The sequence below is a fragment of the Mesorhizobium onobrychidis genome, from assembly GCF_024707545.1.
Taxonomy (GTDB): Bacteria; Pseudomonadota; Alphaproteobacteria; order Rhizobiales; family Rhizobiaceae; genus Mesorhizobium; species Mesorhizobium onobrychidis.
Genome location: NZ_CP062229.1, coordinates 6,005,576 through 6,028,822 on the forward strand (window position 1 = coordinate 6,005,576; position 23,247 = coordinate 6,028,822).

Genomic DNA, 23,247 nt, shown 5'->3' on the forward strand with positions numbered 1-23,247 from the left:
CAGCGGTTTTGCGATAACGACATGCATAAAAACAACAACCTAAAGCGCGTCGCGTGAGGCCGGTCAAACGCGACGCGCTTTAGAGCCACTCCAGGCGTCGGCCTTCCAGCCTGAGCAAGCGATCCTGCGGCACATCCAGGTTTGCGGCTTCTGCCTCCGGCATTTCCAGCACCATGCGAAACAGGGCGCGCACGACGCCGCCATGGGTCACGCAGACCGTCTGGCGGTCCAGCGCGTCGAACCACGGCTTTACCCGTTCGAGCAGCATTTGATAGCTTTCAGCGCCCTCGCCGGGCGGCAGGAAATTCCATTTGTCGAGGCGCCTCTCCCTGGCCGAGCCCAGATGCCGGGCCTTGAGTTCGGGAAAGGTGAACCCCTGCCAGTCGCCGAAACTCATTTCGACAAGGCGGGGATCGGTGCGGTAGGCCCGCGGATCGAGCCTCATTGCAGCGCGAATGCGCTCCATGGTCTGGCGCGTCCGCCGCATCGGACTGGCGACAAAGTCGAAATCCTCGGGGTTTTGAATCAATTCGGCAAGTCGATAGCCGTTGCGGGTCGCCTGCTCGCAGCCAAGCGGATTGAGATCGGTGTCGGCCTGTCCTTGCAGCCGGGACTCGGCGTTCCACACCGTCTGGCCGTGGCGCGCGATGTAGACGAGCGGATACATCAGGTCATCCGGAGAGCGGTCGAGAGCAGGCTGGAGGCGGGAGAGTTCGAGGGGTTATTCCTTGACGGTCGAAATATCAGGCGCGTCGACCGCCTTCATGCCGACGACATGGTAACCGGAATCGACATGGTGGATCTCGCCGGTGACGCCACGTGAAAGGCTGGACAGGAAATAGACGGCTGAATCGCCGACTTCCTCTTGCGTTACCGTCTGCTTCAGCGGTGAATTGTATTCGTTCCACTTCAATATGTAGCGAAAATCGCCGATGCCGGAGGCGGCCAGCGTCTTGATCGGGCCGGCGGAGATGGCGTTGACGCGAATTTTCTTGGCGCCGAGGTCGACGGCCAGATAGCGCACGCTGGCTTCGAGCGCCGCCTTGGCGACACCCATGACGTTGTAATGCGGCATCACTTTTTCCGCACCGTAATAGGTCAGCGTCAGCAGCGAACCGCCATCGGTCATCAGCGCCTCGGCGCGCTTGGCGATGGTGGTGAAGGAAAACACCGAGATGTCCATGGTGCGGAGGAAATTGTCGCGCGTCGTCTCGACATAGCGGCCTGTCAGTTCGTCCTTGTCGGAAAAGGCGATGGCGTGGACGAGGAAATCGAGCTTGCCCCAATGCCTGGCGATGTCGTCGAAAACCGCATCGAGCGTTGCCGGATCGGTCACATCGCAATGGCCGGCGACATGGGCGTTGAGTTCCGCCGCCAGCGGCTCGACGCGTTTTTTGAACGCCTCACCCTGGTAGGTCAGCGCAATCTCGGCGCCGTGGTCGACGCAGGCCTTGGCTATGCCATAGGCGATCGACCGATTGTTCGCGACGCCAAGGACAAGCCCGCGCTTGCCGGCCATAATGCCTTGTCCACCCGCCATGTGAGCGCTCTCCGCAAGATCTTCTGCTTTGTGGAGTGGCTATCGCACAGGCACAGAGCCCCTTCAAGCGCTCAACACGGACAGTTCAGGGGACAAAAGCATCGCTCCACAGCGCCGCGCGCCCTTTTGGACGCGCAAACGACACTGTAACACACCTAATCTTGCGCATGATCCCCAGCGAAAATCGATTCCGATTTTTGCTGCGCTGACCTTCGATTGGGGTCATGCGCTAGCGTTTTCGGTTGCGCATCAGCGCTTCGAGATCGCTGTCGCCACCTTCTGGCAGCATCAACCGCACATGCGCGTAGAGATCGCCGTGACCGCCAACTTTTTCCGGCAGGCCCCTGCCCTTCAGCCGCAGGACCTTGTCCGAGCTCGACCAAGCGGGAACATTGACCGCAAGCCTGCCGGTCGGCGTTTCGACCGCCACCTTGGCACCCAGCACCGCATCCGCCAGTGCAACCGGTAGGTCGGCATGGAGGTCGCGGCCTTCGACACGATAGCGCGGATGCCGCCGGAAGCGGATTTTGACCAGCGCGTCGCCCGGCTGCCCCGGCCCTTGCTCGCCCTGGCCTTTCAGCCGGATCGTCTGGCCGTCCTCGACATAGGCTGGCAGCTTGACGGCGACCTTGCGCCCGTCGGGGAACATCGCCGTCACCTTCTCCGCGGTCGCCGCTTCCTCGATGGTGATGTCGAGCGTCACGTTCAGGTCGGCACCGGACGGCGCCTGCCGGCCGGCGCCCATGCCGGCACCGCGAGAGAAGGTCTCGCCGAAAATCTGGCTGAAGATGTCGCTGCTGCCGTCGAACGGATCGCCGCTCGGACGGCTTGAGCGAAACTCGAAACGTGAGCCGCCCGGCCCTTGCTGCCGGCGAAAACCGGCGAACGGATCGGCGCCGCCGGCGGCACCCTCGAAGCCTTGAAAGCGCGGCTTGCCCTCGGCGTCAATCTCGCCGCGATCGAAAGCCGCACGGTTCTTCTCGTCGCCGACGATCTCGTAAGCCTGGTTGGCTGCGGCAAACCGCTCCTTCGCCTTGGGATCCGGATTCTGGTCCGGATGATACTCCTTGGCGAGTTTGCGGTACGCCGATTTTATATCCTTGGCCGATGCGTTCTTAGCAACGCCCAGCACCTCATAGGGGTCGCGCATGCTTCCTGCCCTGGAGAAGGAGTGAGTCCACGATTGCCACCTATATGCGCTCGCATAGGAAGAAATTCCAGTGGCGCGCGGTCACATGATGGCGGAAAATCAGAGCGCTTTGAAGTCCTGCATCCGCCACGCGCCGGCGCCGGCCAGGCACACCTCGCCCTTGAACAGGGCGACGCCGTCGAAGCTTTCGCGCGACGCGGTGAAGCGGCGGCAAAGCTGACCGTTGTCCCTAGACTCCGCCAGTTCGATGATCGAGCCCCGCGAACCGGTATCGGAATTCGCCCAGGGAACGGCCTGCCCGCCAAGTTCCTGGATATCGGCGGAAGACACCGCGTTGCGGATCGTCGCCTGGTCCGAGGCGCGATCCTGATCGATCGGCAAGGCAGCAGCAGGCGTGCTGCTGGTCAGGATCGTGCGGTCGACCTCCGCCTGCTCCAAACTGAAGCCGCCGGCACCGCAGGCGGCAAGCGGCAAGGCGACCAGCACGATCGCGATCTTGACCGCAGCCTGGGCGCTGGCCGAAGCAATAAGGCTCCATTGCCTGCTGTCAAAAGGTTGCGCGATGCGCGACAATCGGCAATCTCCCCGGCCGGCAATAGAATTTGGAAAAACTATGAGCGAAACTGAGTTAACAAGCGGTTCCTTCGATAAGTAAGAAATTCAAGCCCTTGGCCATCAGGTTTCCAAAGACGGTTTCCGCAACGTTCCGCCCTGGAATGGAAACCCGACAGACGCCCACGCCTCTTGACGCTCGCCTTTTCCGCTCCACCCTCATGCCATGGGCAAGGGCATAGGCATCGGCGACGAGGTGGTGGTGACTGCCACGGTGCGCCGGCGCGTCACTGAGGACCGCGTAAGCGTCTCGATCGCTGGCTACAATTTCCCGCATTCGATCCGAGACACATCCAAGGTCAAGCGCGGCCAGAAGATCGAGCTCACGGGCGAAGTCAGCCGGGTCGATGATGAGAAGGTCACCATCATAGGCCCGGACCTTGGGATTACGGTCGCCATAGGAACGGTTAAACTGGCAGCAAAATGTCGGCCGCCAAAACGCAAGGTGCCGTTGCGCGACAAGGTCGACTGAACGCAAAAGCCCGCCGCACCTTCCGGTACAGCGGGCCTTGTTAATTTTTTCGACCAGATTTGAGAGACTGCTATGCGGCTTTGAGCCGCTCGAACTCATCGTTTTTCAGCACCTTGTAGATGGTCTTGCCGTCCGTCTTTTCGCTGGTCAGCCAGTCTCCGGGCGACAGGTAGTGCGGGCGGTAGCCGCGCCCGTAGGAGCCATCGATCTCGCGGAACTCAACGGTATTGGTGAACATCGCCTCGTCGCCTGGCTCCTTCACCCATTCCGACATGACAACATAGTCTTTGAACAGGTCGACCATGGTGTCATCGCTCTCGTCGAGGAACACCGCCTTGTGATTTCGCGTGGCACTTGCCTCCGATGTCACGGACCAGAAAGTGAAACTGAGCGCCTTCCGCCACCACCGGGAACCGTCGCTGCCCTCGAAGTAACAAAAGCCCTCTTCGAGGAGACCGGTCTTCCCTGCATTCGCAGGCTCGACAACCACCTTTTCAGCGCCAAGCCAATACCTCGGCCGCAGGTTGGCAAATGTGAAATAGATCAACTCGTGGCCGGCTGACCAATGTACCTCCGGATGTGATCGGACACATCCATCCGGCGCACCCTTGCCTGGCACATACTGTTGGGCTTCGACCTTTTTGGTCAATGTGACGGTTTTCATGCTAAACCTCTAGAGAACGGGATATTGCCCGGAACCGCCGGGCGCGGATTACTTCAGCCGCCGCGCAGCACGCGCCATATGTCGGCCCAATAGGCGGTGATCAGGGACGCCACGGCGGCGGCAGCCACGCCGGTGACGCCAAGCGCCCCCATCCCCATGAGCTTCCACCTGGTCACCTCGGCGGTCACTTCCTTGACCGTCGTCATGTCCTCGGACAGGGTTTTTACGACGGCTTCCGTCTTGGCAAATCGACCTGCCAACTCGTCCGTCTTCTGATACATCTTCGCGCGACTGGCTGCGGCGCGCTGTTCCGACTGCTCGTAGCTCAATGCTGCCCGAGCGTCGGAATCCTTGATGTCGCGTCGGATCTCCGTGATGTCGCGCTGCATGTTCTGAGCGGCCTCCATCAGGCCGCCGATCATCATTTCAAGGCTTTTAGGCGAGGTCGGCATCAGCCTATCCCTTGTCCCAGGCCGCGATCTTGGCGACCTGTGCTGCGCATGTGTCGAGCCCGGTGCCGTTGACGTCGCCTCGAACGATGAAATCCTCGGTCGTGGCCGGGCCGCCGGCCTTGCGCCATTTGCCTGGACAGGGCCGCAGGAGCGCCGCCGGAACGCGCTCCTTGATGGTCACGGTCTTAGTGACCAACGGAGGGCTTGTCGGCGTACAGCCCGCGCAGAGCGTCAGGCACAGGAGTGTCGAGATAAGAGCGGACCTGTTCATCTTTGCCTTTCAGATCGGTGCGATCGGTGGCCTGCTTGAGCAGGGCCTCGTTGGAATCGGCGAGTTGCTGAGCGAGTTCGGCCGTAAGCTTGTTGTTCAGGTCCTGCTGCGCTTGCATGCGGCCGATGGTTTCCTGGTTGGCTTCGTTGACGTCGATGGCGGTGGCGAGGTCCGCCTTCGCCTGGCGTTCGGCCGCTCGAGCGTCGGCCGCATCCGCTTTGTATTTAAATGCGGTCAGCCCGATTCCCATGAAAGCGATCAGGATGACGGCGGCGATGCCGAGTTTGAGGTAGCTCATAGCGCCAGCCACCACCAAACAAGGCCAGCGATCGCCGCCAAGCCGAGCGCGATGCCAACTGCGACGGCCGATGCCGTAGCAAGCCAGCGCATCAGAGCCCCCTCAGACAGAAGGCATTTTCAGCCTGGCGACGCTTGGTCAGGCCCGGCAACCGGATGCCGGCGGCCTTGTCCCACTTCAGCAACTCCATGCAGCCGCCGCGGAGGTCGCCAGCGTTGACCTTCCGCACCAGCGTCGACTTGCAGAAAGCGCCGATGCCGACGTTGTAGGTGAACGACAGGAACGCCGCGTAGGGCTTGTCAGGCACGGCGGCAGGGTTCTTCAGGCAGCGCGTCATGCCGGTTTCGAACTCGACCAGCCGGACCGCCAGCATGTCCTTGCACTCGGCCGTCGTTGCGCGGTCGCCCATTTTGACGCCACGCGTCTCGCCGAAACAGATGGTCGGGATGCCGACCGGATCCCGGTAGGCATAGGTGCGCAAGCCCTCGAAACCGGAAACCATGGCAATGGCGCAAGCAGCAAGGGCGCTGCCCTTCTTGAGGCGGGTCATTGATTCTCTCCTGAGATTTTCTTCTGGACGACGAAACGAGCGATGAAGGCGCCGCAGACGCACAGCCCCGACAGGGCGGCGAAGATCAGCGGCGGGATTGGAAGCAGGCCATTGAGCAGCGGCAGCGCCACCTCGAGGCCGGAAAGGAGCGCAGCGACGAACAGAAGACGCACACTCCACGCGTGCTTGAGCACTGCGCGCCAATTGCTGACGATACGCATCTTTGCCTGTCCTTTTCGGTTGATCTGCTGGCTGGTTTGGCATCAGAGTGCCGCCCCATGACCGGAGCGGCTTTTCTCGACGCGGATTTGAGCATGTGGGTGAAGGCCGCCGGCTGCGTCTTCGCAGTCGCGTTCGGATTGGTGGCCGGCTACAGGGTTCAGCGCGTGCTCCGCGCCTATATCCCCAACATGCCGGCTGAACTCGGCCCGGCGGTTGGACTGATAGCCAGCGTCACCTGGCTGCTCCTGTAGATCACTCTTCGGTGTCGTCTGCCTCGTCGTCGCCGCCGGCGACACGGCCGAGGTCAGCGCGCTTCTCGGCCAAATTGTCCATCTTGGTCATGATCGACGACATCGAGCGGTCGAACTCTCCCTGAGAGATCAGGTTGCGCTCGCGCTTGCGGCCGAGCGCCCGGGCCTGCGCCCGCAACTCCTGCTCGACCTTCTTCATGTCGTAGCCGTGCCAGAACAGCCCTTCCTGAACGTCCTGGCCCTTGACCTTGATGCCGACCGACGAGGCGAGTGCCGACGGCAGGTCGTAATCCCTGCCCTTCGCGTCGGTCGCACCCTTGAGCGAGTTTTCGATTTTGGTCCAATACCAGGAGTTCGGCACCCACGCCGCCGACGGCATCCAGCTTTTCCAGGCATAGTCGCCGACCTTGCCGGCCTTGTCCCACCAGTCATCGGTCAGATCGTTGGTGATCGGGTCGCCGGTAAAGCCCTGCTTGTTGAGGGCGAGCTCGGCCGCCATCATCATCGGACCGCCCAACTGGATCGGTGCCGGAATGGGTAGCGCACCCGAACCCTGATTGGTGTCGAAGACGTCGCCGGCCGGGATCCAGCGGCGGATGTCGAGGAACATCGGCAGGCCATTGCCATCGCGGAACGGCAGGCGCAGCATGCGCGGCACGCCGATCCACGCATAGCCCTGCTCTTCGTCGCGCAGGCTGGCGCGCTCGCGTTCCTCTTCGTCGTCATCGTCCCAGCCATAGGCGAGCGCGTTGAGCGCGTAGGCGATCAGGAAGTACTTCGGCAGCTTCCATGGCCTCGTCGCCATTGCGCGGGCGATCAGCGGCACGGCGCGATAGGAATAGGCGATGAACGGCAGCACGGTGTTGCGGGCGGCATTCACCCACGGCGCCCGGATGTCATAGTCGAGGAATTGCTGGCGCGCGAAATCAGCCGCTACGGCCGGCTCGTCGCCAAGCTGCCGGCGGCGCATGTAGGTCGCCATGCGGAACAGTTCGTCCTCAATCCGGTAGGCGTCGAGCATCTTGCGGTCGACGAGCTTCGCCCAGGTCCACAGCCTGTCGGCGATCTTGCTCATCACCCTGGCCTTAGACGTGAACGTGCCGGCGCTGGCGTCCGCCTCGGCCTTGGCGATCTCATCGAGGATTGGCTTCAGCACGTTATCGCGAAGGTCCGCCGATACCATGTCCGCGCCGAAAGCGCCGTTCTTCAACGCCTCCTGATAGTGCTCATCGCGCGAGACGAAGGACTGCACGCCGGCCTTCAGGTCCTGAAGCCGGATGTCGGCCATATCCATGAACATCAGGTTCGACATGACGTTGTTCATGTGGACGACTGGCGAGCGGGCGGTCTTGTTGAGCTTCCATTGCGTCAGCAGCTGGCGCCAGACCGTCGGCCGCGACATGATCTCGATCTCGTTGAGGTCGCGCCAGATTTCCGCGCGCACCCACTTGCCGGCGAGCGCTCCCCAGCGCTTCTTGCCGCCCGACTGCGGAATGGCGCTGTCCGGAACCTTGATGTAGGCAATCTCCGAATCGGCCCAATAGCGGCCGGCGTCAGACGCATCCTTCCACTTTGCGGCAGGCTCCTTGCTGACGGTCCACTGCTCGTTTTCGGCGATGTCCTTGTAGAAGCGGCCGGTGGCGAGGTCGTGCGCCATCATCATGTAGGTCTTGCCGATGTTGTAGCGGGCGTCGAGGATTTCGCCCATATTGGCGCGCTCGGCCTTGGTGTAGTCGCGCCAGAGCACCAGCTTGTCGCCCTTCTCGCCCCTGATCTCCCACAGGCCATTGTCCTTGAAGCCGGCATATTTCAGCGGCACATCGCGGTCGGCAGGCCAGTAGACGCGGCGGACTGTCCGCTCCTTGGGTCCGTCGGCGAGCGCATCTTCCTGCATCTCGACCTGGTCGAGCACGCGGAATTTCTCGCCTTTGACAGGGCGGCCGCGCTTGGCGAGGTTCCACTCGGGATCGTCCTTCACCAGGCGCGAGGCGTCGATGTCGAGGAAGATACCCCTGCCCTTGAACTGGTCGCCGATGATCTTCTTGCGGTTGCGGCCCATGATCCGGCCGACCATGCGCGAAAGGCCGGTCTGGTCGACCTCGTTTTTGGCATAGACGCGGTGGAGATAGGCGCCGCGGTTTCGCTCGAAACTCTCGGCCGACAACAGCCCCAGCGATACAGCCTCTTGGCCGAGCTCGTCGATTGCGTTGCGGATCGGCTCGGCGAGCTTGCCCATGTCGGCGTCGTCGACCTTCTCGCCGGTCAGGATCGCCTGCAAAACCTTCGCTTCGCTGACGCCGACGTTCTGGTCTTTCAGCGATTTGAGGACTTCGACGCCTTCCATCATGATGCGGCGCTCGTCCAGGCTGCGCTTGCGCTCGCGACCGACATAGTCGGCATCAAGCCCGTAGCGGTCGATCAGACCGGCGCGCGCCGCTTCCAACGTGCCGTTCATCCACGAAAACCGGCCTGCCGGGCTGAATTTCGCATCGGTGATGATTTTTGCTGCCTTGTCCGAGAGGTAGAGACCCGGCTTCCACTGGCCCTGCTTGTTGACGCCGCCGAAGAACTGGAACGGCACTCTCAAGGCGCGGTCGATCGGCTGGCCACGGGCGATGAGACCCTGAGCAACACGTTGGCCATCGGCCGCGGTCTTCGGCTCGCGGCGCATCTTGAACAGGCTGGTCTGGTCCTTCTCGTCGCCGAACAGCGGCAGCCCGGAGGCGTCGCGCTGCGGCTTCGACGATGCCTTGCGGCCCTGCATCAGGCGCTCGGCGCGTTCCTTGTCGCTGATCTTCTCGGCGCCTGGAATGACGAACTGCTCGCGCGGCCCGTCCATGGTCTCGACGACTTCCTTGGCGAACAGGTCATTGTCCATCGACGGGATCGCATAGGCGACATCGCCGCTGTCCGATGCGCGCGGCCGGTTGCCGATCTCGCCGGAGCCGATCTTGGCGAAAATGTCGTTCGACGTCTGGAAGCCAAGGCCATGGAGCGCGTTGCCGAGCGCTTCGATAAAATTCCTGATCTTGCGGAAGGCGCGAGCAATGAGCCCGCCAGCGTTGAATTTCTCCGTCGCCCAATCGGCATAGGCGTGGGCGATACCCTCTTCGATCTGCGCCCAATCGGGGAAGCCGGCATACCGTGCAGCGATCTTGTAGCGCTCTGTCCACTCGCGCATGGATGTGTTCGAGAGTGCCTGCCATTCCTCTTCGGTGAAAAGACCGGCCCGGCGCATGGCGTGCAGCGCTTCGTGATGCAGCACGTTGGCCGGGTTTTTCGCATCAAGAGCGACGTCGATCAGGCCACGGAAATATCGACCGTCGGCGGGAAAGGCTTTGCCGTCGACAATGAAGCGGATCGACTGCGCCAGGCGCAGGCCGACATCGGTCAGCCCGAGCCGGTCCAATTCCTTGCGCAGTGCGCCCTCGATGCGATCTGTTTCGGCCGCGAAACTGTCGGCGAGCAGGATCTCCGAGCGCGACTCGCCGCCATCGGCCGCCTTGAACCGCTCGGTGATGACGCGCGGCTGCCCCTGGCGCAGCGCAAACATCTGCTTGCCGCCGGTGTCGCCGGTGATCTCGCGCGCCACATCGAGGTTTTCCTTCGTCTCGAACACGGCTCCGGCCTTGCGCATGGCGTCGAGCACGCGCAGCGCCGTCGTCGGCGGGATGTCGATACGCATCTCGCCACCGACCTTGACGAAGTCGCGGCCGGCGGCGTCGAGCACGCCGCGGTTGAGGTAGTATTGGCCGCCCTTGTTGCGCCCTCCGTCGGTGATGACGCGGATATCGCCATTGCCGAGCCGCTTCACGCCGGCCAGGCGATCGGTGGAATAGAGTGCCGCCGCCGGCACGCGGTCGAGGAACCGCAGGATGTGGTCGGCGATGTTGAAGCGGACCGGGCGCGTTCCAAGGAAAGTCTCGGGGTCGAAATCGCGGCGCATCATGATGCCGGAGCGCAGCCGGCCCTCGTCGTCGGTGAAATTGACGATCGAGCCGCGCGCGTTCACGACATCGTAGCCGGCAAGCAGATTGCCCGTCACCACGATGCGCTCCTCGCGCCTGGACTGCTGCATGTCGTCGAACGCCTTGATGATCGGCATGGAGCCGATCGACCTGGCTTCCTCGACCTCGATCTGTGCCGGCGACGGCTCGGACGGCGCGGTCCTCGCGGTGTAGAGTTGCGAAAACGGGATAGTCATCTGCCGCGATGCGTCGGCGGTGGCGATCGTCACCTTCCACGAACCCATCGCCAGCGGGTTCTTGGTCTTGCCTGTGCGCTTGATGGAAACAACGATGCCGTAGAGGTTTCCCATGCTCTCGGTCTTCAGCCGAACGCCGGTTGCGGGCGCAAACATGTTCATCAGCGCAGTGAAGCGCTTCTCGATATCGGCCAGCCTGGTCTCCATCGCCGCCCGCACGTCGGGCTTCTCAACATCGCCGACCATGAATTTTCGATAGGCGTCGAACTCGGCGTAAACGCTCTTCCACTGCTCGCGATATTTGGTCGTCGTCGACCGTTCCAGGCGCGTCAGCGCGGCCTGGGCCGTTTCCGGCGTCACGTTGCCAGCGTCCTCGCCCGCCGCCTCTGCGATGGCCTGCACGACCTGCACCGACGACATCGGCTTGCCGAGCTTCTTGACGTCGACCTTCTCGAAGTAGACGCCGTCGGCGAACGGGCTGTCTGTGCCTGACGGCTCCTTGACCTGCCTGTGCTCGATGGTGCGGGCATCTAGGTCGAGCGTCTTGGCCTCGAGTGCGTTTTCGCCGGATGCCTCGACCTGCGCGATAAACGATGTGTATTCGCTTTCGAGCATTTCATAGACGAGCTCCTGCACGTCGAGCGGCAGGAGCGGAATGCGGCCGGTGACCTTGCGCATCGCCTCGGTGTGGTCGAAGCCGTCCTTGGCCTCGTTGAGCGGCTCGCCGAGCATTTCGTGAATGTCGGGATTGTCGGACATCACGGCAGCCGCGACCCGGTCGCCATACTCATTCATGAAATCCGGCACGTCCTTGGCCGTCAGCGCGCTGTCGCGGCTGGCCGTGGTGTTGGCGTTCAGCGATGCCATCTTCTTGGCGAGCACCGAAGCCGGGCGCTTTTCGGCCGGCACGTTGGCGACCAGTTGCGAATAGCGCGGCGTCACCACCTGCCCGGTGCGGTGTACGCGGCCGAGCATCTGCATGTGGGTGTCGATGTTGCCTTCCGCCTGGGCGATGATCATGTGCCGCTTCCGGCGGTCCTTGACCTTCTCGGACGCATGCAGCGACAGGCCCGTCGAACCTGCCTGGTTGAGGATCATGGCGTCGAGAGCGCCGCCGTTGAAATCGGTGATCGCCTTGCGGCGGCCGGCGATCGACTTCGCGCTGCCGGCGCGCATCTGCAGGACCTGCGTGCCGTCGGCCCGATAGTCGATGACCATGGAACGGCCAGTGATCTCTCCGACCTTGTGCCCGGCTTGCGCGATGCGGCTCCTGATCCAGTCGATCGGCGACACCGGCAAGGAACCGAAATCGCCGTCCTGAATGAGCTTTTTAGCGGCCTTGAAGGCGGCAACGCCAGACGGCCCCAACTCGTCGTCGGTCAGATAGTGCCGCTCGCTCTCGCCCTTCTTGGCAAACGGCTTCCTGATGATCAGCACGCGGCTGCGCTCGAGGTAGCGGATAAGCAGGTCGGCAAAATTGATGCTGATGGCGTCGCCGGGCTTCAGGCCCTTTTCGCTGGCATACTCGTCGAGGAACGATTCCAGCGTATTGGCCAGCGTGATCACAGGCTTTTCGCCCTTGGCGATGCTCTCGATGGCAGTATTGGCCGCCACATCGGCTTTCAGGGCCAGAAGGATCTGGTTGATGACGTTGTGCATGATCGACGTGAAGTTGGTCGACGTCGCGCCGGCGCCGCCGGTCGAGTTGTCGCTGCTGATCTGCTTTGCATCGGCCTTCATCTCCTTGTCGATCGCCTTGCTGGCGCCTTTGACGTGGTCTTCAGAAAACGTCTGGATCGCCTTGATCGATGTCGAGAACCGCTCATAGGTCTTGCGGTCAACGGGCACGACCGGGCTGTCGTAGACGACGCCGTCAAACGAGCGCTCGCGCCTGACATACTGGCCGGCCTTGCTCAACATGGTGGCGACGATCTGCTGCATCGGCACGCCGCCGCGCTGGATCAGTTCGCCCAGCTTGGTGATGTCGTCGACGGCAAGGCGCATATCGGTCTTGGCGTAGAGGTCCATGACGTCGGGGCGCTTGGCATAGGTGGCCGACGAATAGAGCACGGCGTCGGCGGTCTGGGCGATCTCGCGGGCGAACGTCGCCCGGTTCATCGCCTTGTCGTCGACCATGCCGGCTGCGTTGCCGCCAGCGTTGTGGCTCTCGTCGAACACGACGACGCCATTGGCGCCGACCATCGCGCGCAGGAAGGCCATGCGCTCGGTCTGCTCGCCCTTGACGGTCTGCATCTGCGAATAGGTCGTGAACACCAGGTCGAAGCCGTCGAGTTTGCCGGCGGTTGCCATGCGGCGCATAAGCTGGCTGTGCGGTCCGGGTCCTTGCGACTTGATGAACTTGGTGCCTTCCTCGTCGAGCGGCACGCTTTCGCCTGAGTTGGTCATCAGGATTTTCGGCTCGCGGCCGAGCATCTCGACAATGCCGATGTCGACCAGATCGCGATACATGTCCGCGTAGAGGTTCGGCTTTTCGGTGACGAAGATCGGTGTCTTCTTGTTGCGCATGGCCCAGCGCAGCACCGCCGCCACCTGCCTGCCCTTGCCGATGCCGGTCTGATCGCCGACGATGAAGCCGGCGTTCTTCCGGAAATTCTCGATCGCCAGGGCGACGCCGTCGACCTGCTCGGCCGCGAAATAGTCGCCGAGCTTGTCCTTGGGATAGCCGAGTTCCTTGGCGACGAACGTATCGAGGTCGCCGACCTTCTTGGAAAGAGCGGCCAGCGATTCCGAAACCGTCGTCTGCATGTTGACGGGGACCAGCGTCCCCATGCCCGACTGCGCAGATTTCGGCTTGTAGGCCACCTGCCTGTCGGCGGTGTCGATCTTGGGAGCACGCTTGGTCTTGGCCTGCTCGCCATCGGAACCGATCGCCGCGGCGGTTTCGGCCGCCGCCTCGGTCGGCTGGATCGCTTCGCGGTTGCCCTGGCGGACCTCTTGGGGTGCAGGGGCGGCGCCGAACAGATCGCCGGTTACGTCAGGGCGTCGGCCATCTGCTGCGGGCTGCTCGCCGCCATCGCTCGCTTGAACGCCTGCATCCGATTGAGGCTGAGGCGCTGGTACAGGCTCTCGTTGCTGCCGATCAGGTCCAGGCTGAACGCTTGCGGGCTGTCCGTCCGCAGCCTCGGCGACTGGTCCGGCGCCAGAAGGTTCGACGCCACGAACTGCGACGTTATCAGGCGCATTGCCTCGATGCGCTGGCTCTGCGGCAGCTTCGACAACAGGTCGGACATCTTGTCCACCAGTTGGTCGCGTTGCTCGATCGTATCGTGCATCGAGAAGGCCCTTTACTTCGTTCCACGAGTTGAGGACGCGCGGAACATCTGCGGCCGGCAGCCGGAGGGCGGACTTGCCCTTGCCCCGGATCACGATCACGTCGACCGGCCAGCCTGCACCCTGCTTTTCGTAGAGCTCACCGGCCACGGTGAAATGATCGACCACATTGTACCGCGAATAGAGCGTCAGGTAAAATTCCCGCTTCGCCTTGCCATTGTAGGCGTTCGATCGGGCTTCCTCGGTCTTGGCGAGCTTGTTGACACCGCCGAGTATCAGCACCGCCGAACCGTCGTCCTTCATGCGATCGAGCGCGCTCAGGCTGATGGCATGGTCGATCTCGCCGGTCGTGTAGCGCTCGTCGATCTTGAACTGCCTCGTCTTGCCGCCTTCCTCGTGCACGGCGCCGAATGGCGGGTTGGCAATGACTGCATCGACGCCGCCGGACGGCAGGTTCGCGCCGGCCTTGTCGCCGGCAGCATCTTCGCTGGTCGTATCGAACCTCAGTTCGCGCAGCATGGCGGCGCGCTCGGGATCCAGTTCGTTGGCAAACACCTGGTCGGGTGTCGCCTCGATCAGCAACGCGCCGTTGCCGGCGGTTGGCTCATAGACGGAACCGGCCTCGCTGACCTCGGCCAGCCGCGACGCCACATAGGCAAGCGGCACCGGCGTCGAATAGGCTTGGTTCTGGATGCTGGTCGATGTCCTGACCGACAGGTTCGGCTGCCGGCGATAGAGGCTGACCAGACGGTCGAACGTGATCTTGTCGCCACTGCCCTTCGACGCCTTGACGATCTCACGGCCGGCGAGCACCGCGCCGACCTCGATGGCCTCGTCGACGGCCTTTGCCGCCTCGGTGCCTGGCTTGATGGCGCCGCCGACGCGCTCGGCCGCGAACTGGCGCGCCTGCGCGATCGACGGGAAGCCATTGTCTGGCGACGAGAAGTATTCAGCGAAGGCGATGCCGAGATTTAGAACGTCCGGTTTCTCGGGCGTTCCAAAGCCGGTGTCGGCCTGTGTCGGTGGTTCTGGTGCGGCCGGCGGCGCCGGTTCCGGCGCTTTCGGTGCGGACGGCGCTTGCTCGACGGGCTCATACGCGGCCGAGCGCCCGCGGACGGAAATGCCACCGTCCGGCTTGAGCGTGACCGGCTCGGTGATCCTGATGCCGCCATCTGTGGTGAAAGAGCGGACGCCGCGCTGATCTTCGAAGAGCGGCCGATCGTCCTGGTTTACGCCGATCTGCCGCCATTGCGACTTGGCTGCGACTTCATCCGCTCCTCGAGCCGGTTCGCCGCTTCCAGATTCGTCGCCGCCCTGCGGAGTTCCTTCCGGTCCTCTACGCTCAGGTTCGGCTGGTTGAGCGACCGCTGGCGCAATTGCTTCGCCTTGTCGGTCCTCTGCTGCGGGGTCAAACGGGATGACATTGTCGATGTCCTCTGTTTGTTCACTCTGCTCCGTTTCCGCGTCGATCGCAAGAGCATGGCGTTCCATGACCTCGACGGCGGCCTCTTCCGGCCACCAGCCATCGGCGATCAGCGCCTCGATTTCTGCCATTTCCGCTGGCCGAAGATTGGCGCCGAGGGCCTGAAGCGTCTGTTTCAGGTCGTCGAGAATGGCTTCGGTGCGGGATTCGCCGGGATCGCCTGGCACCTTGATGCCGGCGCCCTTGGCCTGGTCGGCGCGCGAAAACACGCGCTGGCCGCGCCGCGTGGCGTCGATCGCGTTGAGCAGATCGGGGATGGTGCTGACCTGATACTGGCCCGACTGCCCGAGATATCCAGCCTCTTCGGCGAGTTCTCGGGCTCGATCGAGCGTCAGGCCGCCGGAACGGACCAGACGGCCGGCACCAGGCACGAACAGATTGCGCAGGTCGAGCGAGCGCAGTTCGCCCTGATAGTCCTGAAGTCCGCCGGCTTGCGCCAGAAACTGGACGATGTCGGGCGTTCCGGCCGTGCCGCCGCCGCTGCGCTTCTGCTCCGGCTTGGTGTAGGCGACGGGCTTCTTCGGGTTGCCGTTCTTCAGCCATTGCCGGAATTGCGCCACGGTCATGCCCGAGACGGCACCGGCGCGCGTTGGGCCGCTGCCGTCCGAGAACGCCGCTTCGTAGGTGTCCATCGCCGACTGAAGGTCGTTGTAGCCGAGCATCACCTTATGCTCGTCGAACTTGCCGGTGCGCGGGTCGATCTGGTCGACGACGAAGACGCTGCCGGTGTTCTCCTGGCCGAGATAGATGTCGACCGCATCGCCGTCGGCGCCGTTGGTGCGCTTGAGATAGCCGTATGGCGCCGGCATCCGCACCGACCACGGCTTGCCGCTGGGATCGATGCCGGTACGCTCCTGCCCTGCCTCTGTCTCGATGGCGATGGGCATGCCCTGCCATTCGACGTGACGCTTGCGGTAGTTGCCGGCCTCGGCCTGTGCAGGCGTCGGCTCGACGGTCTGCTCGGCATTGATGTGGATGTCGGAGGGGCGCTCGATCACCACCGGCGCTTCGCGCGTGCCCGGCGCCGGCTGCAGCCGCGCCATGGTCGCGCCGTTCTCGGTCTTTGTCTCGAGCCCTTCGACGTTGGCGCCGGTCGGCACGGTCCGCCACGTCGCCGTCGGCGTGAACTCTTCGGCGGCTTTGCGCTCGGCGACGATGTCAGACAGTTTGCGCTTGTCGGAAAGCAGGGTGTCGAGATTGGGCCGGCTGTCGTTCGCGCCGGGGATCATTTCAGCGGTCGGGATGCTGCCTGGGCGCCGCGGCGCCTGCTCGATCTGGCCGCCCATGTGGCGGTTGACGACATCAGCCGCCCAAGTCGGCAGGGTTTCGGCGTGATAGTTCGGCCCCCAATAGCGGCGCGCGCCAAGATCGACGTGGATGGCGTTGTTGTAGACGCCGATGCCGGTGAAGCCCATGGCTGACGCGGCCTCGATCAGGCGCACGCGCTCTGAGATCGGCATGCCGCGCACGTCGATGTCGAGCGCATTCCCGTCCATGTGCTGGGATTGCTTCGCGCCGCCGGCCTTGGCGTTGCGCTCTGGATCGCGAAAACCGGATTTGATCGGCAGCTGCGCGCCGAACGCGTCCTGCAACTGCTGGAAGCGGTCGAGGACTTCCGGGCGGACGTTCTTCACGTCGGCGGACCCGGATTCTATCGTGAAGCTCTCGGGCTCTGGCACAATCGCGGCCATACCCCTCGGCTGGTCTTCGACCGGGATCAGGCTCGGATCGGCGACAGGCGGGGCCGCCGGCACAGCCTGACGATCGATCTGCTGTAGCCGGCTCGCCTCTTCTGGCGTCGTCTCGAAATTGAAGGTGAAGCCCTGCTTGACGCCCTGCTCTGGAATATCCGCGTTATTGACGCGCGGATCGTTCGCAGGGACATCGATATAATGCAGCGGCAGGTCGGACCGGTAGTCTGATGCATATCGGCGGTTCGTGCTGACCCAGCGCCCCGACTCGCCATCTGCAACGGGTTGCCCGCTGTGATATAGGCGCACCATGCCGGGAGGAACCGGAGGTTCACCGTTTGTTTCACGGGAGACGGGAGCAACCGGCGTCAGCCCGCCAGCGTCAAGCGGTGCCGGCGTGACCGGCATGCCGACTGCCGGCGGCTGCGGCTCGAACGCCTGCTCGACACGGGCGGTCGGATCAAACCCGGCCATCTCCTGACCGAAGGCTTCGTCGATCCTGCCGTTGACGGCTTCTTCGGACTCGGGATCAAGACCGATGATCTGGTCGGCCGGCAATGCGCCATCCGGAACGGCTTCGACCGACCGAAGGCGCGAGCCCTTCCCCTGGCGCGCCATGCCGATGCCGATTTCAGGCACGCCGGTGACGACCTCGGCCATGCCCTCCATGAGCACGTCGGCGGGCTTGCTGACCTCGCCCTCGTCGACATACTGCGCCGACGCCTCGCCGGCTGCACCGGTGCCGGCCTGCACGGCGAGTTCGGCGACCGGCTTGCCTATCCTGCCGGCAACACCGAAGGAAAGCGCGTCGAACGCAGCAATCGGAATGCCGCGCTTGATGGCGTGCTCGCGAGCCTCTGCCATCAGGACCGGGTTCTGGAACGCGGCAACGACTTTTGCATCGTCGTTGAAATCGACGCCGTGCTTGCGCATCGTGTCGATGATGGTGGCGGAATACTCGCCGGCGAAGGAACCGATGAACGTGCCGCCGACAAGGCCGGCTGTGGCGCCAGCGGCGGTACCGGCGACAGGAACGACAGAACCGGCCGCACCACCGGCAGCGCCGCCCGCTATACCACCTGCCAGCGGCGCGATCGACTGCGGCACGCTCTCGCCGATGGTCGACAGGACCGCCGACGGGTTCGAAATGATGGCATAGGCACCGCCGCCCCAGCCTTTCGATTCCGCAATCTCCTTCATGCCCTGCTCGACGGCAGGCGATGGCGGATAGTTGGCGATGTCCAGTTCGTCGCGGACCAGGTCCTTAGCGGCCTCTTCGTCGGTGATGAAGCCGGTTTCCCGCTTGATCATGGTTCCGGCCTGCTGCAGGCGGTTGAAGCCGCGCGCGACAGAGCCGAACGGGACGGAGCGGTCTTCCGACATGGGATCGGCGCGGCCGATCGCCGGCATCGCGGTGAGGCCGCTCGTGTCGAGCTTTTTCAGCCCATCGACATTGAGCCCGCTCGTCTGAGGCGCAGGACTATAGAATTTCTCCTGCTGGCTGTGCAGCGCCTCGGCATATCCGGTGGCGTGCTCTGGCGTGTCGAACTTGCCGAGATATTGCCCCGTCCTGCCATATTGCTCTTTCGCCTCTTGATCAGAGAGGATGCGCGAACCATCGTCCGCGACGGTCGGGATGAGGACTTCCTCACCTTTGTTGTTCTGAAAAGACATCGAACGCACGGTGCTGATTGAACCGTCGGCATTCTTGACGCTTGGCCGCTTGGCAAGATCGATGTTGCCTTGCTCAATCAGGCCGGGAAACGGCCCGACCGGCGACGCACTGCCCCCAGCCGGGCGCAAGCCCGTGGTGTCGAGTTTCTTCAGTCCGAGCGTGTTGAGGGTCATTTGGTGTAAAGCTGCCCGTCAATCATGATCACCGAGCCGGCGGGCGCGCTGTTCTTGAACCAATCGACTTGCTCCTGCGTCGTTGCCTGGAACGGGCTGGCCTGCGAGCCGGCGCCTTGCATGGGCTGAGCCGCGACGGCGGGTGCCGCAGCCGCTGGCGCTGGCTGTGCGCCGGCCTGCGAGCGCTGCTGGTTGCCTGTCTTGAGGTCGTTGAGGATCTGCTCGTAGCGGGCGCGGCGGTCCTCCGGCGATGTGCGGAAGTCGCTCGAAGGCATTTCCATGGCGGTCAGTTTGCGCGCCAGTTCCATGAACTCCACATCGGTCGGCGGCTTGCGGCCAGACGCCATGGCAAAGGCGTCCTCTTCGGAATAGCCGAGCGCCCTTGCGGCATCTCGCACGACCTCGAACTGCAACGGCCTGTTGTTGGTGTTGGTCGCGCTCATGTCCGGCTCTGGCGCATTGTCGACCCGGAACGGATAGCCCGGATCGGCGCGGTTCTGCGCGCCTGCACTGCCGTCTTGCAGCCCTTTGACCGCCTCGGTCATGAACTGCTGCTGGCGCTTCGGCGAGTTTGGATATTGCGACTGGGCCTGATCGCTGAGCGCCTTCAACTGCTTGATGACCAGCCGGTTGTTGATGACGGCGTCGGGCAGGTCGACGCCAAGCTGTTTCGCCACGGTGCGAGCCGTCTCGACGTCGCCCTGGTCGAGCAGGTCAATGACCTTATAGGTGCCGTCGAGCTCGGCATTGTCGGCCTTGACCGCGCCGAGCCGGGTGTTCTGGCCGGCCTGGGCGATGCGATCGGCAGACGTCGCCTGATTTTCGGACGCGGCAAGTTCGGCCTCGCCGGTCCTGATAGGCGCCTGTGCCGCCTGCTCGCGCGCGACTGTGACGTCGTAAGGCGCGGTTTGCGCTGCGATATCGGCGCGGGTGCGGTCGAAATCGGCGCCGGCCTGGACCGAGCGCAGCCGCGACGGCATGGCGGCGGCAGCCTCGGCGTTCTGCTGCATCCGCGCATCATTGGCGATGTCGGTGGTCAGAACGTCCTGATACGCCTGCTGGCCGCGGTGGAAGGCCGCGGTGCCGGGGTTATCGCGGATGAACTGGATGTCGGACATGGTCTGTCGCCCCCTCAGTAAAGCCCTGCGCCGGATTCGTACTTGGACATGCGATCGGCATAGGTTTTCGCCCGCGAGGCCGATGCGATTGAAGAACCGATGTCGCCGATCGCCTGGCCCATGAGGTTGCCGTTCGCCGTCATCGCGTTGGCTGTCGTGTTGCCCATGGCCTGCATGCCTGCGGCCTGCGTCTTGCCGATCGACATGTACGCATTGCCGAGATTGCTGTGATAATTGTCGTACATGCTTCCGGCGCGGGCCGATGCAGTATCGGCCGCCTGCGCCTTGGCGTTGCCCTCGGACGACTGCAAGCCGGCAATGCCGCGCCCCGACTGGTCGTAGCTGTCGGCCAGCCCGCCGGCTGCGGCCATGGCGGCGGCCCGGTTCTTTTCGAGCATCGAGTTGGTGGTGTCGTTCTCGACCTTGTTCATGAGCGCGGCAGCGGTGCGCCCGGAGCCGGCAAAGCCGGAAGAGCGGATGTTCTGCGCGTTGATGCGGCGCGACTCGTCGATCTGGTACTTCTGGTCCGACGTCAGCCTCATCGGATTGGCGATGACATTGCGCAGAAAGCGCATGCCAGGCTCGGCTTCCTCGCGCATGGCGCCAAGCGTCGCCTGCGCGGCCTGGCTGCCTTCCTCGATCGAGCCGACGGTCGCGGTGTAGCCGGACTGGATGGCGGCGCTCTGCATGTCGAGACCGGAATAGATCGCGTCGATGTACTTGTTGATCGCGTCGGTCGAAATCCTCATGCCTTCGTAGGTCATTTGGTTCGCAGCGTTCGCCGCATCGGCGTTCGCACTCGAGCCAATCATAGCGCCGCCTATGCCGGCAACCGCACCGATGATTTCGCCAAGCATTGTCTTGCCCCCTGTTTTCTCTTAGACGCCGGCGAGGCGCGTGCGTGCCATGCCGCCGCCCGGCTGGGGCGGCTGCTGCGGTGTGGGCGCTGCCATCGGCTGCGGAGCGCCGCCGGGCTGCTCTGCGCCCTGCTCGTCGCCCATGCCGCCAGCCTGTTGAGCCATGTAGTCGATGACGAACCCGACCTCTGGCAGAAGCTTTTTCAGTGCCGCGCCGGCGCCCTCGTCGATGCCGCCGAGCAGTGCCTCCTGCTCTTCGTCCGACAGCGCATCGAGGCGCTTCAGCAAAAGCGCCTGCACCGGGTTCTTCGGATCGATGTGGCGCTGCAACTCGGGCGGCAGACCGGACGGCGCGCCACCAGGCTGCGGCGCCTGCGGCTGGGGTGCTCCACCGGGCTGCGGCGGGGCTGCTGGCTGGGGCATACCGCCGCCGGGCTGGCCGGGCTGCATGGGCATGTTCATGGAAATTTCTCCTATGTGAGCATGTCAGGGTCGACGCCGTCGCCGATCAAGCGAAAGGCCGTATGGACCGGGCCGCCATTGCGGAAGCCAAGGTATTCGGTGGCGATGTGGTGAAGTCCCCAAAGGTGGGACGGCATCTCGATGAAACCGCGCCCGTTGAGGAACGCCTCGGCGATCTCGACCGCGCCTTGGATGGCACTCTTGGCCACAGCGAGCCGGACACGGCCGGATAGAGCGGGATTGACGCAGGTGAACGCGATATAGGCGATCGCCGCATTGGGCAGGTAGGCGAAACTGGCGCCGGCCGGCGTGCCGTTGCAAAGGACGACGACGCCGCTCGGCGGCAGGCACTCAGGCGGCAGGAACTGGCTGCCATCCCTCTCCTGCAACCAGGTCTTGATAGTCGCGTAGTGATCCTCCTGCCGGTAGGGGACGATCTCCAAAGATCGATCCTTCGTCGGCGATCCAGGCGAGGCATTCGAGGCGGTCCGCGTCTGCATTGAGTTCCTCGAGGCGCTGGTCTGGAAGCTGGTCGCCGGAAGCATCGGTCTCGGCGAAGTCGGCGGCGATGTGGGTGCGCAGCACCATGAGATGGTTGGCTGTTACGATTGGATATACGGTGATCATGCCGTCTCGCCCAATGTCGAATGGCTCGGCAGCGACCGTATCTTCGACGCGGCGGAACCGGGCGCCGTCCAGCACCGCATGACTGCCGGTGACGATCTGGCCCTTGTAGCGGAAGGCATTGTCCGACAGCGCTTCGCCGCGGCCGATGACCATCCCGCCGAGCATGACTTCCTCGAACAGGGCGATCGTCTCGACGGGCTTCCATGAGCCGTCGGCCATGCGGACCTCTGTTCCCTTGGCGTAGCAGACTTTTTTCGGGCTTTTCGGCTTGGTGGCATGTTCCGGACGGGCCGGCATGCCCGGCATCTGGAACACACTGGCAAGCCTGGTCGTCGGCGTTGTTGCTGGCAGCGTCGTAGCTGGCGGCGTGGTGGCGGCCGGCGTGGTCGGTGCCGGCGTCACGGTCGTGGTTACAGGCGTCGGCGTCGGCGCGGTTGCGGGGGCCGTCGGCGTCGGAGCGGCAGCGGACGAGCCGACGAAGCCGGTTGCCCGCTGAGCCTGGCCCTGCTCTTCATATCCGTTTTGGAGTGCCATTTTGATCTCCGTCTGATCGGTTTAGCGGAAGGAAGCGACGATGTTCGCGTGGTTGGGAGCGCCAACAACAGCGCCGGTCAGCGTCGAGTTGAACGCGCGTGGCGTCTCGTCAGCCAAGGGCAGGTAGAAGCCACCGGACGCGAGGTTGTTGATGCCTCTGACTGCCTGCTCGAAGTCTTGCGACGTACCGGTGAGATCGCAGGTCATCGGGTTCCATCCCGCGCACATGGCGAAGAATACGACGCCATCGGCCACCACATCGCAGTCTGCATCGAGAGACTGTGACGACGACGAGCCGCCGTTGATCTGCGAATCGATCGCCGCATCCGACACAAGATTGATCACCCGGTAGGTGAAGATATCAGGCCGGTCGACGTCGCCCGAGAAGGTCGTGGCAATGTCCACGGTAGCGCCGGCAGGGACTTCGGCCGAAATGAGCACAAAGCCACGCTCGGGACGGGTGAAACCGCCGGAGCTGAACGATGTCTGCGGATGGATTTCGGCGACCACACCGGCGATCGTCGCCGACACAAGGGTCTCGGTGTTAGCCGAAACCCAATAGACCCACGCGAAAACCTGCCTGCCGGCATAATCGGCCCCAGCCGGGCAAGCCGGCGTCAAGTGCGAGGTGGCGGTGACGACCGCTGAGG

At 63.7% G+C, this 23,247-nt stretch carries 20 protein-coding genes; 3 read left to right on the top strand and 17 right to left on the bottom strand.

From position 1 onward, the window contains the following. Positions 1-79: 79 nt before the first annotated feature. The 4 genes from IHQ72_RS29660 to IHQ72_RS29675 form a co-directional block, all read right to left on the bottom strand. Positions 80-667 carry a histidine phosphatase family protein gene (locus IHQ72_RS29660; protein WP_258119064.1) on the bottom strand — a complete coding sequence of 196 codons (588 nt, stop codon included), beginning with the start codon at positions 665-667 and terminating at the stop codon, positions 80-82. 54 nt (positions 668-721) lie between these two features. Then, complete coding sequence (fabI, locus tag IHQ72_RS29665; RefSeq protein WP_258119065.1) at positions 722-1,540, bottom strand: enoyl-ACP reductase FabI; 819 nt, start codon at positions 1,538-1,540, stop codon at positions 722-724. Positions 1,541-1,769: 229 nt separating this feature from the next. Beyond that, positions 1,770-2,690, bottom strand: a complete 921-nt coding sequence (locus tag IHQ72_RS29670) for a DnaJ C-terminal domain-containing protein (protein ID WP_258119066.1) — start codon at positions 2,688-2,690, stop codon at positions 1,770-1,772. A 99-nt stretch (positions 2,691-2,789) separates the two neighbouring features. Next, positions 2,790-3,263, bottom strand: coding sequence for an RT0821/Lpp0805 family surface protein (locus IHQ72_RS29675; RefSeq protein WP_258119067.1), 474 nt, complete (start codon positions 3,261-3,263; stop codon positions 2,790-2,792). A 205-nt stretch (positions 3,264-3,468) separates the two neighbouring features. Between IHQ72_RS29675 and IHQ72_RS29680 the strand changes: the two genes are divergently transcribed. Continuing rightward, positions 3,469-3,774: a hypothetical protein gene (locus IHQ72_RS29680; protein ID WP_258119069.1), complete on the top strand. Its 306-nt coding sequence runs from the start codon at positions 3,469-3,471 to the stop codon at positions 3,772-3,774. Positions 3,775-3,844: 70 nt separating this feature from the next. Here the strand turns inward: IHQ72_RS29680 and IHQ72_RS29685 are convergent, their stop codons facing one another. The 6 genes from IHQ72_RS29685 to IHQ72_RS29710 form a co-directional block, all read right to left on the bottom strand. Beyond that, positions 3,845-4,438 carry a hypothetical protein gene (locus tag IHQ72_RS29685; RefSeq protein ID WP_258119070.1) on the bottom strand — a complete coding sequence of 198 codons (594 nt, stop codon included), beginning with the start codon at positions 4,436-4,438 and terminating at the stop codon, positions 3,845-3,847. A 53-nt stretch (positions 4,439-4,491) separates the two neighbouring features. Beyond that, complete coding sequence (locus IHQ72_RS29690) at positions 4,492-4,890, bottom strand: DUF1515 family protein (RefSeq protein ID WP_258119071.1); 399 nt, start codon at positions 4,888-4,890, stop codon at positions 4,492-4,494. Positions 4,891-4,894: 4 nt separating this feature from the next. Next, positions 4,895-5,086, bottom strand: coding sequence for an Rz1-like lysis system protein LysC (lysC, locus tag IHQ72_RS29695; protein WP_258119072.1), 192 nt, complete (start codon positions 5,084-5,086; stop codon positions 4,895-4,897). After that, positions 5,076-5,459, bottom strand: a complete 384-nt coding sequence (locus IHQ72_RS29700) for a hypothetical protein (protein ID WP_258119073.1) — start codon at positions 5,457-5,459, stop codon at positions 5,076-5,078. The genes lysC and IHQ72_RS29700 overlap by 11 nt, the downstream gene beginning before the upstream one ends. 91 nt (positions 5,460-5,550) lie before the next feature. After that, a complete protein-coding gene (locus IHQ72_RS29705; RefSeq protein WP_258119074.1) occupies positions 5,551-6,009 on the bottom strand; it encodes a lysozyme in 459 nt (152 codons plus the stop codon). Then, positions 6,006-6,230, bottom strand: a complete 225-nt coding sequence (locus tag IHQ72_RS29710; RefSeq protein WP_258119075.1) for a DUF7940 domain-containing protein — start codon at positions 6,228-6,230, stop codon at positions 6,006-6,008. The genes IHQ72_RS29705 and IHQ72_RS29710 overlap by 4 nt, the downstream gene beginning before the upstream one ends. Positions 6,231-6,287: 57 nt before the next feature. Between IHQ72_RS29710 and IHQ72_RS29715 the strand changes: the two genes are divergently transcribed. Then, complete coding sequence (locus IHQ72_RS29715) at positions 6,288-6,482, top strand: hypothetical protein (RefSeq protein WP_258119077.1); 195 nt, start codon at positions 6,288-6,290, stop codon at positions 6,480-6,482. Between the two features lies 1 nt (position 6,483). On the opposite strand, the gene IHQ72_RS29720 is transcribed toward IHQ72_RS29715, so the two are convergent. Genes IHQ72_RS29720 through IHQ72_RS29745 form a run of 6 tightly spaced genes read right to left on the bottom strand, consistent with a single transcriptional unit; the run spans position 6,484 to position 22,360 of the window. Continuing rightward, positions 6,484-18,999, bottom strand: coding sequence for a pyrophosphatase-like OB fold-containing protein (locus IHQ72_RS29720; protein WP_258119078.1), 12,516 nt, complete (start codon positions 18,997-18,999; stop codon positions 6,484-6,486). Beyond that, entirely contained in the window at positions 18,996-20,117 is a 1,122-nt protein-coding gene (locus tag IHQ72_RS29725; protein ID WP_258119081.1) for a hypothetical protein, read from the bottom strand. Before IHQ72_RS29725 ends, IHQ72_RS29720 begins: the two co-directional genes overlap by 4 nt. A gap of 14 nt (positions 20,118-20,131) precedes the next feature. Continuing rightward, positions 20,132-20,974, bottom strand: coding sequence for a hypothetical protein (locus tag IHQ72_RS29730; protein WP_258119082.1), 843 nt, complete (start codon positions 20,972-20,974; stop codon positions 20,132-20,134). Between the two features lie 21 nt (positions 20,975-20,995). Further along, positions 20,996-21,436 (bottom strand): hypothetical protein, encoded by a 441-nt coding sequence (locus IHQ72_RS29735; protein ID WP_258119083.1) that lies wholly within the window; start codon positions 21,434-21,436, stop codon positions 20,996-20,998. Positions 21,437-21,447: 11 nt separating this feature from the next. Further along, positions 21,448-21,825: a hypothetical protein gene (locus IHQ72_RS29740; RefSeq protein ID WP_258119084.1), complete on the bottom strand. Its 378-nt coding sequence runs from the start codon at positions 21,823-21,825 to the stop codon at positions 21,448-21,450. Then, positions 21,788-22,360 carry a hypothetical protein gene (locus IHQ72_RS29745; protein ID WP_258119085.1) on the bottom strand — a complete coding sequence of 191 codons (573 nt, stop codon included), beginning with the start codon at positions 22,358-22,360 and terminating at the stop codon, positions 21,788-21,790. The genes IHQ72_RS29740 and IHQ72_RS29745 overlap by 38 nt, the downstream gene beginning before the upstream one ends. Between IHQ72_RS29745 and IHQ72_RS29750 the strand changes: the two genes are divergently transcribed. Further along, complete coding sequence (locus IHQ72_RS29750) at positions 22,359-22,559, top strand: hypothetical protein (RefSeq protein WP_258119086.1); 201 nt, start codon at positions 22,359-22,361, stop codon at positions 22,557-22,559. The two genes, IHQ72_RS29745 and IHQ72_RS29750, sit on opposite strands and share 2 nt — an antisense overlap. 59 nt (positions 22,560-22,618) lie before the next feature. Here the strand turns inward: IHQ72_RS29750 and IHQ72_RS29755 are convergent, their stop codons facing one another. Beyond that, the gene (locus IHQ72_RS29755) at positions 22,619-23,128 is read right to left on the bottom strand and encodes a hypothetical protein (protein ID WP_258119089.1); all 510 of its coding nucleotides are present in this window, start codon (positions 23,126-23,128) and stop codon (positions 22,619-22,621) included. Positions 23,129-23,247 lie beyond the last annotated feature (119 nt).

What these genes read in the sequence shown, in the direction of transcription:
- IHQ72_RS29690 (WP_258119071.1), bottom strand. Translation starts at nt 4,890, where the DNA reads ATGCCGACCTCGCCTAAAAGCCTTGAAATGATGATCGGCGGCCTGATG.
- IHQ72_RS29710 (WP_258119075.1), bottom strand. Translation starts at nt 6,230, where the DNA reads ATGCGTATCGTCAGCAATTGGCGCGCAGTGCTCAAGCACGCGTGGAGT.
- IHQ72_RS29660 (WP_258119064.1), bottom strand. Translation starts at nt 667, where the DNA reads ATGTATCCGCTCGTCTACATCGCGCGCCACGGCCAGACGGTGTGGAAC.
- IHQ72_RS29720 (WP_258119078.1), bottom strand. Translation starts at nt 18,999, where the DNA reads ATGACCCTCAACACGCTCGGACTGAAGAAACTCGACACCACGGGCTTG.
- fabI (WP_258119065.1), bottom strand. Translation starts at nt 1,540, where the DNA reads ATGGCGGGTGGACAAGGCATTATGGCCGGCAAGCGCGGGCTTGTCCTT.
- IHQ72_RS29725 (WP_258119081.1), bottom strand. Translation starts at nt 20,117, where the DNA reads ATGTCCGACATCCAGTTCATCCGCGATAACCCCGGCACCGCGGCCTTC.
- IHQ72_RS29685 (WP_258119070.1), bottom strand. Translation starts at nt 4,438, where the DNA reads ATGAAAACCGTCACATTGACCAAAAAGGTCGAAGCCCAACAGTATGTG.
- IHQ72_RS29715 (WP_258119077.1), top strand. Translation starts at nt 6,288, where the DNA reads ATGACCGGAGCGGCTTTTCTCGACGCGGATTTGAGCATGTGGGTGAAG.
- IHQ72_RS29745 (WP_258119085.1), bottom strand. Translation starts at nt 22,360, where the DNA reads ATGCCGGCCCGTCCGGAACATGCCACCAAGCCGAAAAGCCCGAAAAAA.
- IHQ72_RS29670 (WP_258119066.1), bottom strand. Translation starts at nt 2,690, where the DNA reads ATGCGCGACCCCTATGAGGTGCTGGGCGTTGCTAAGAACGCATCGGCC.
- IHQ72_RS29730 (WP_258119082.1), bottom strand. Translation starts at nt 20,974, where the DNA reads ATGCTTGGCGAAATCATCGGTGCGGTTGCCGGCATAGGCGGCGCTATG.
- IHQ72_RS29700 (WP_258119073.1), bottom strand. Translation starts at nt 5,459, where the DNA reads ATGAGCTACCTCAAACTCGGCATCGCCGCCGTCATCCTGATCGCTTTC.
- IHQ72_RS29705 (WP_258119074.1), bottom strand. Translation starts at nt 6,009, where the DNA reads ATGACCCGCCTCAAGAAGGGCAGCGCCCTTGCTGCTTGCGCCATTGCC.
- IHQ72_RS29680 (WP_258119069.1), top strand. Translation starts at nt 3,469, where the DNA reads ATGGGCAAGGGCATAGGCATCGGCGACGAGGTGGTGGTGACTGCCACG.
- IHQ72_RS29735 (WP_258119083.1), bottom strand. Translation starts at nt 21,436, where the DNA reads ATGAACATGCCCATGCAGCCCGGCCAGCCCGGCGGCGGTATGCCCCAG.
- IHQ72_RS29750 (WP_258119086.1), top strand. Translation starts at nt 22,359, where the DNA reads ATGCCCGGCATCTGGAACACACTGGCAAGCCTGGTCGTCGGCGTTGTT.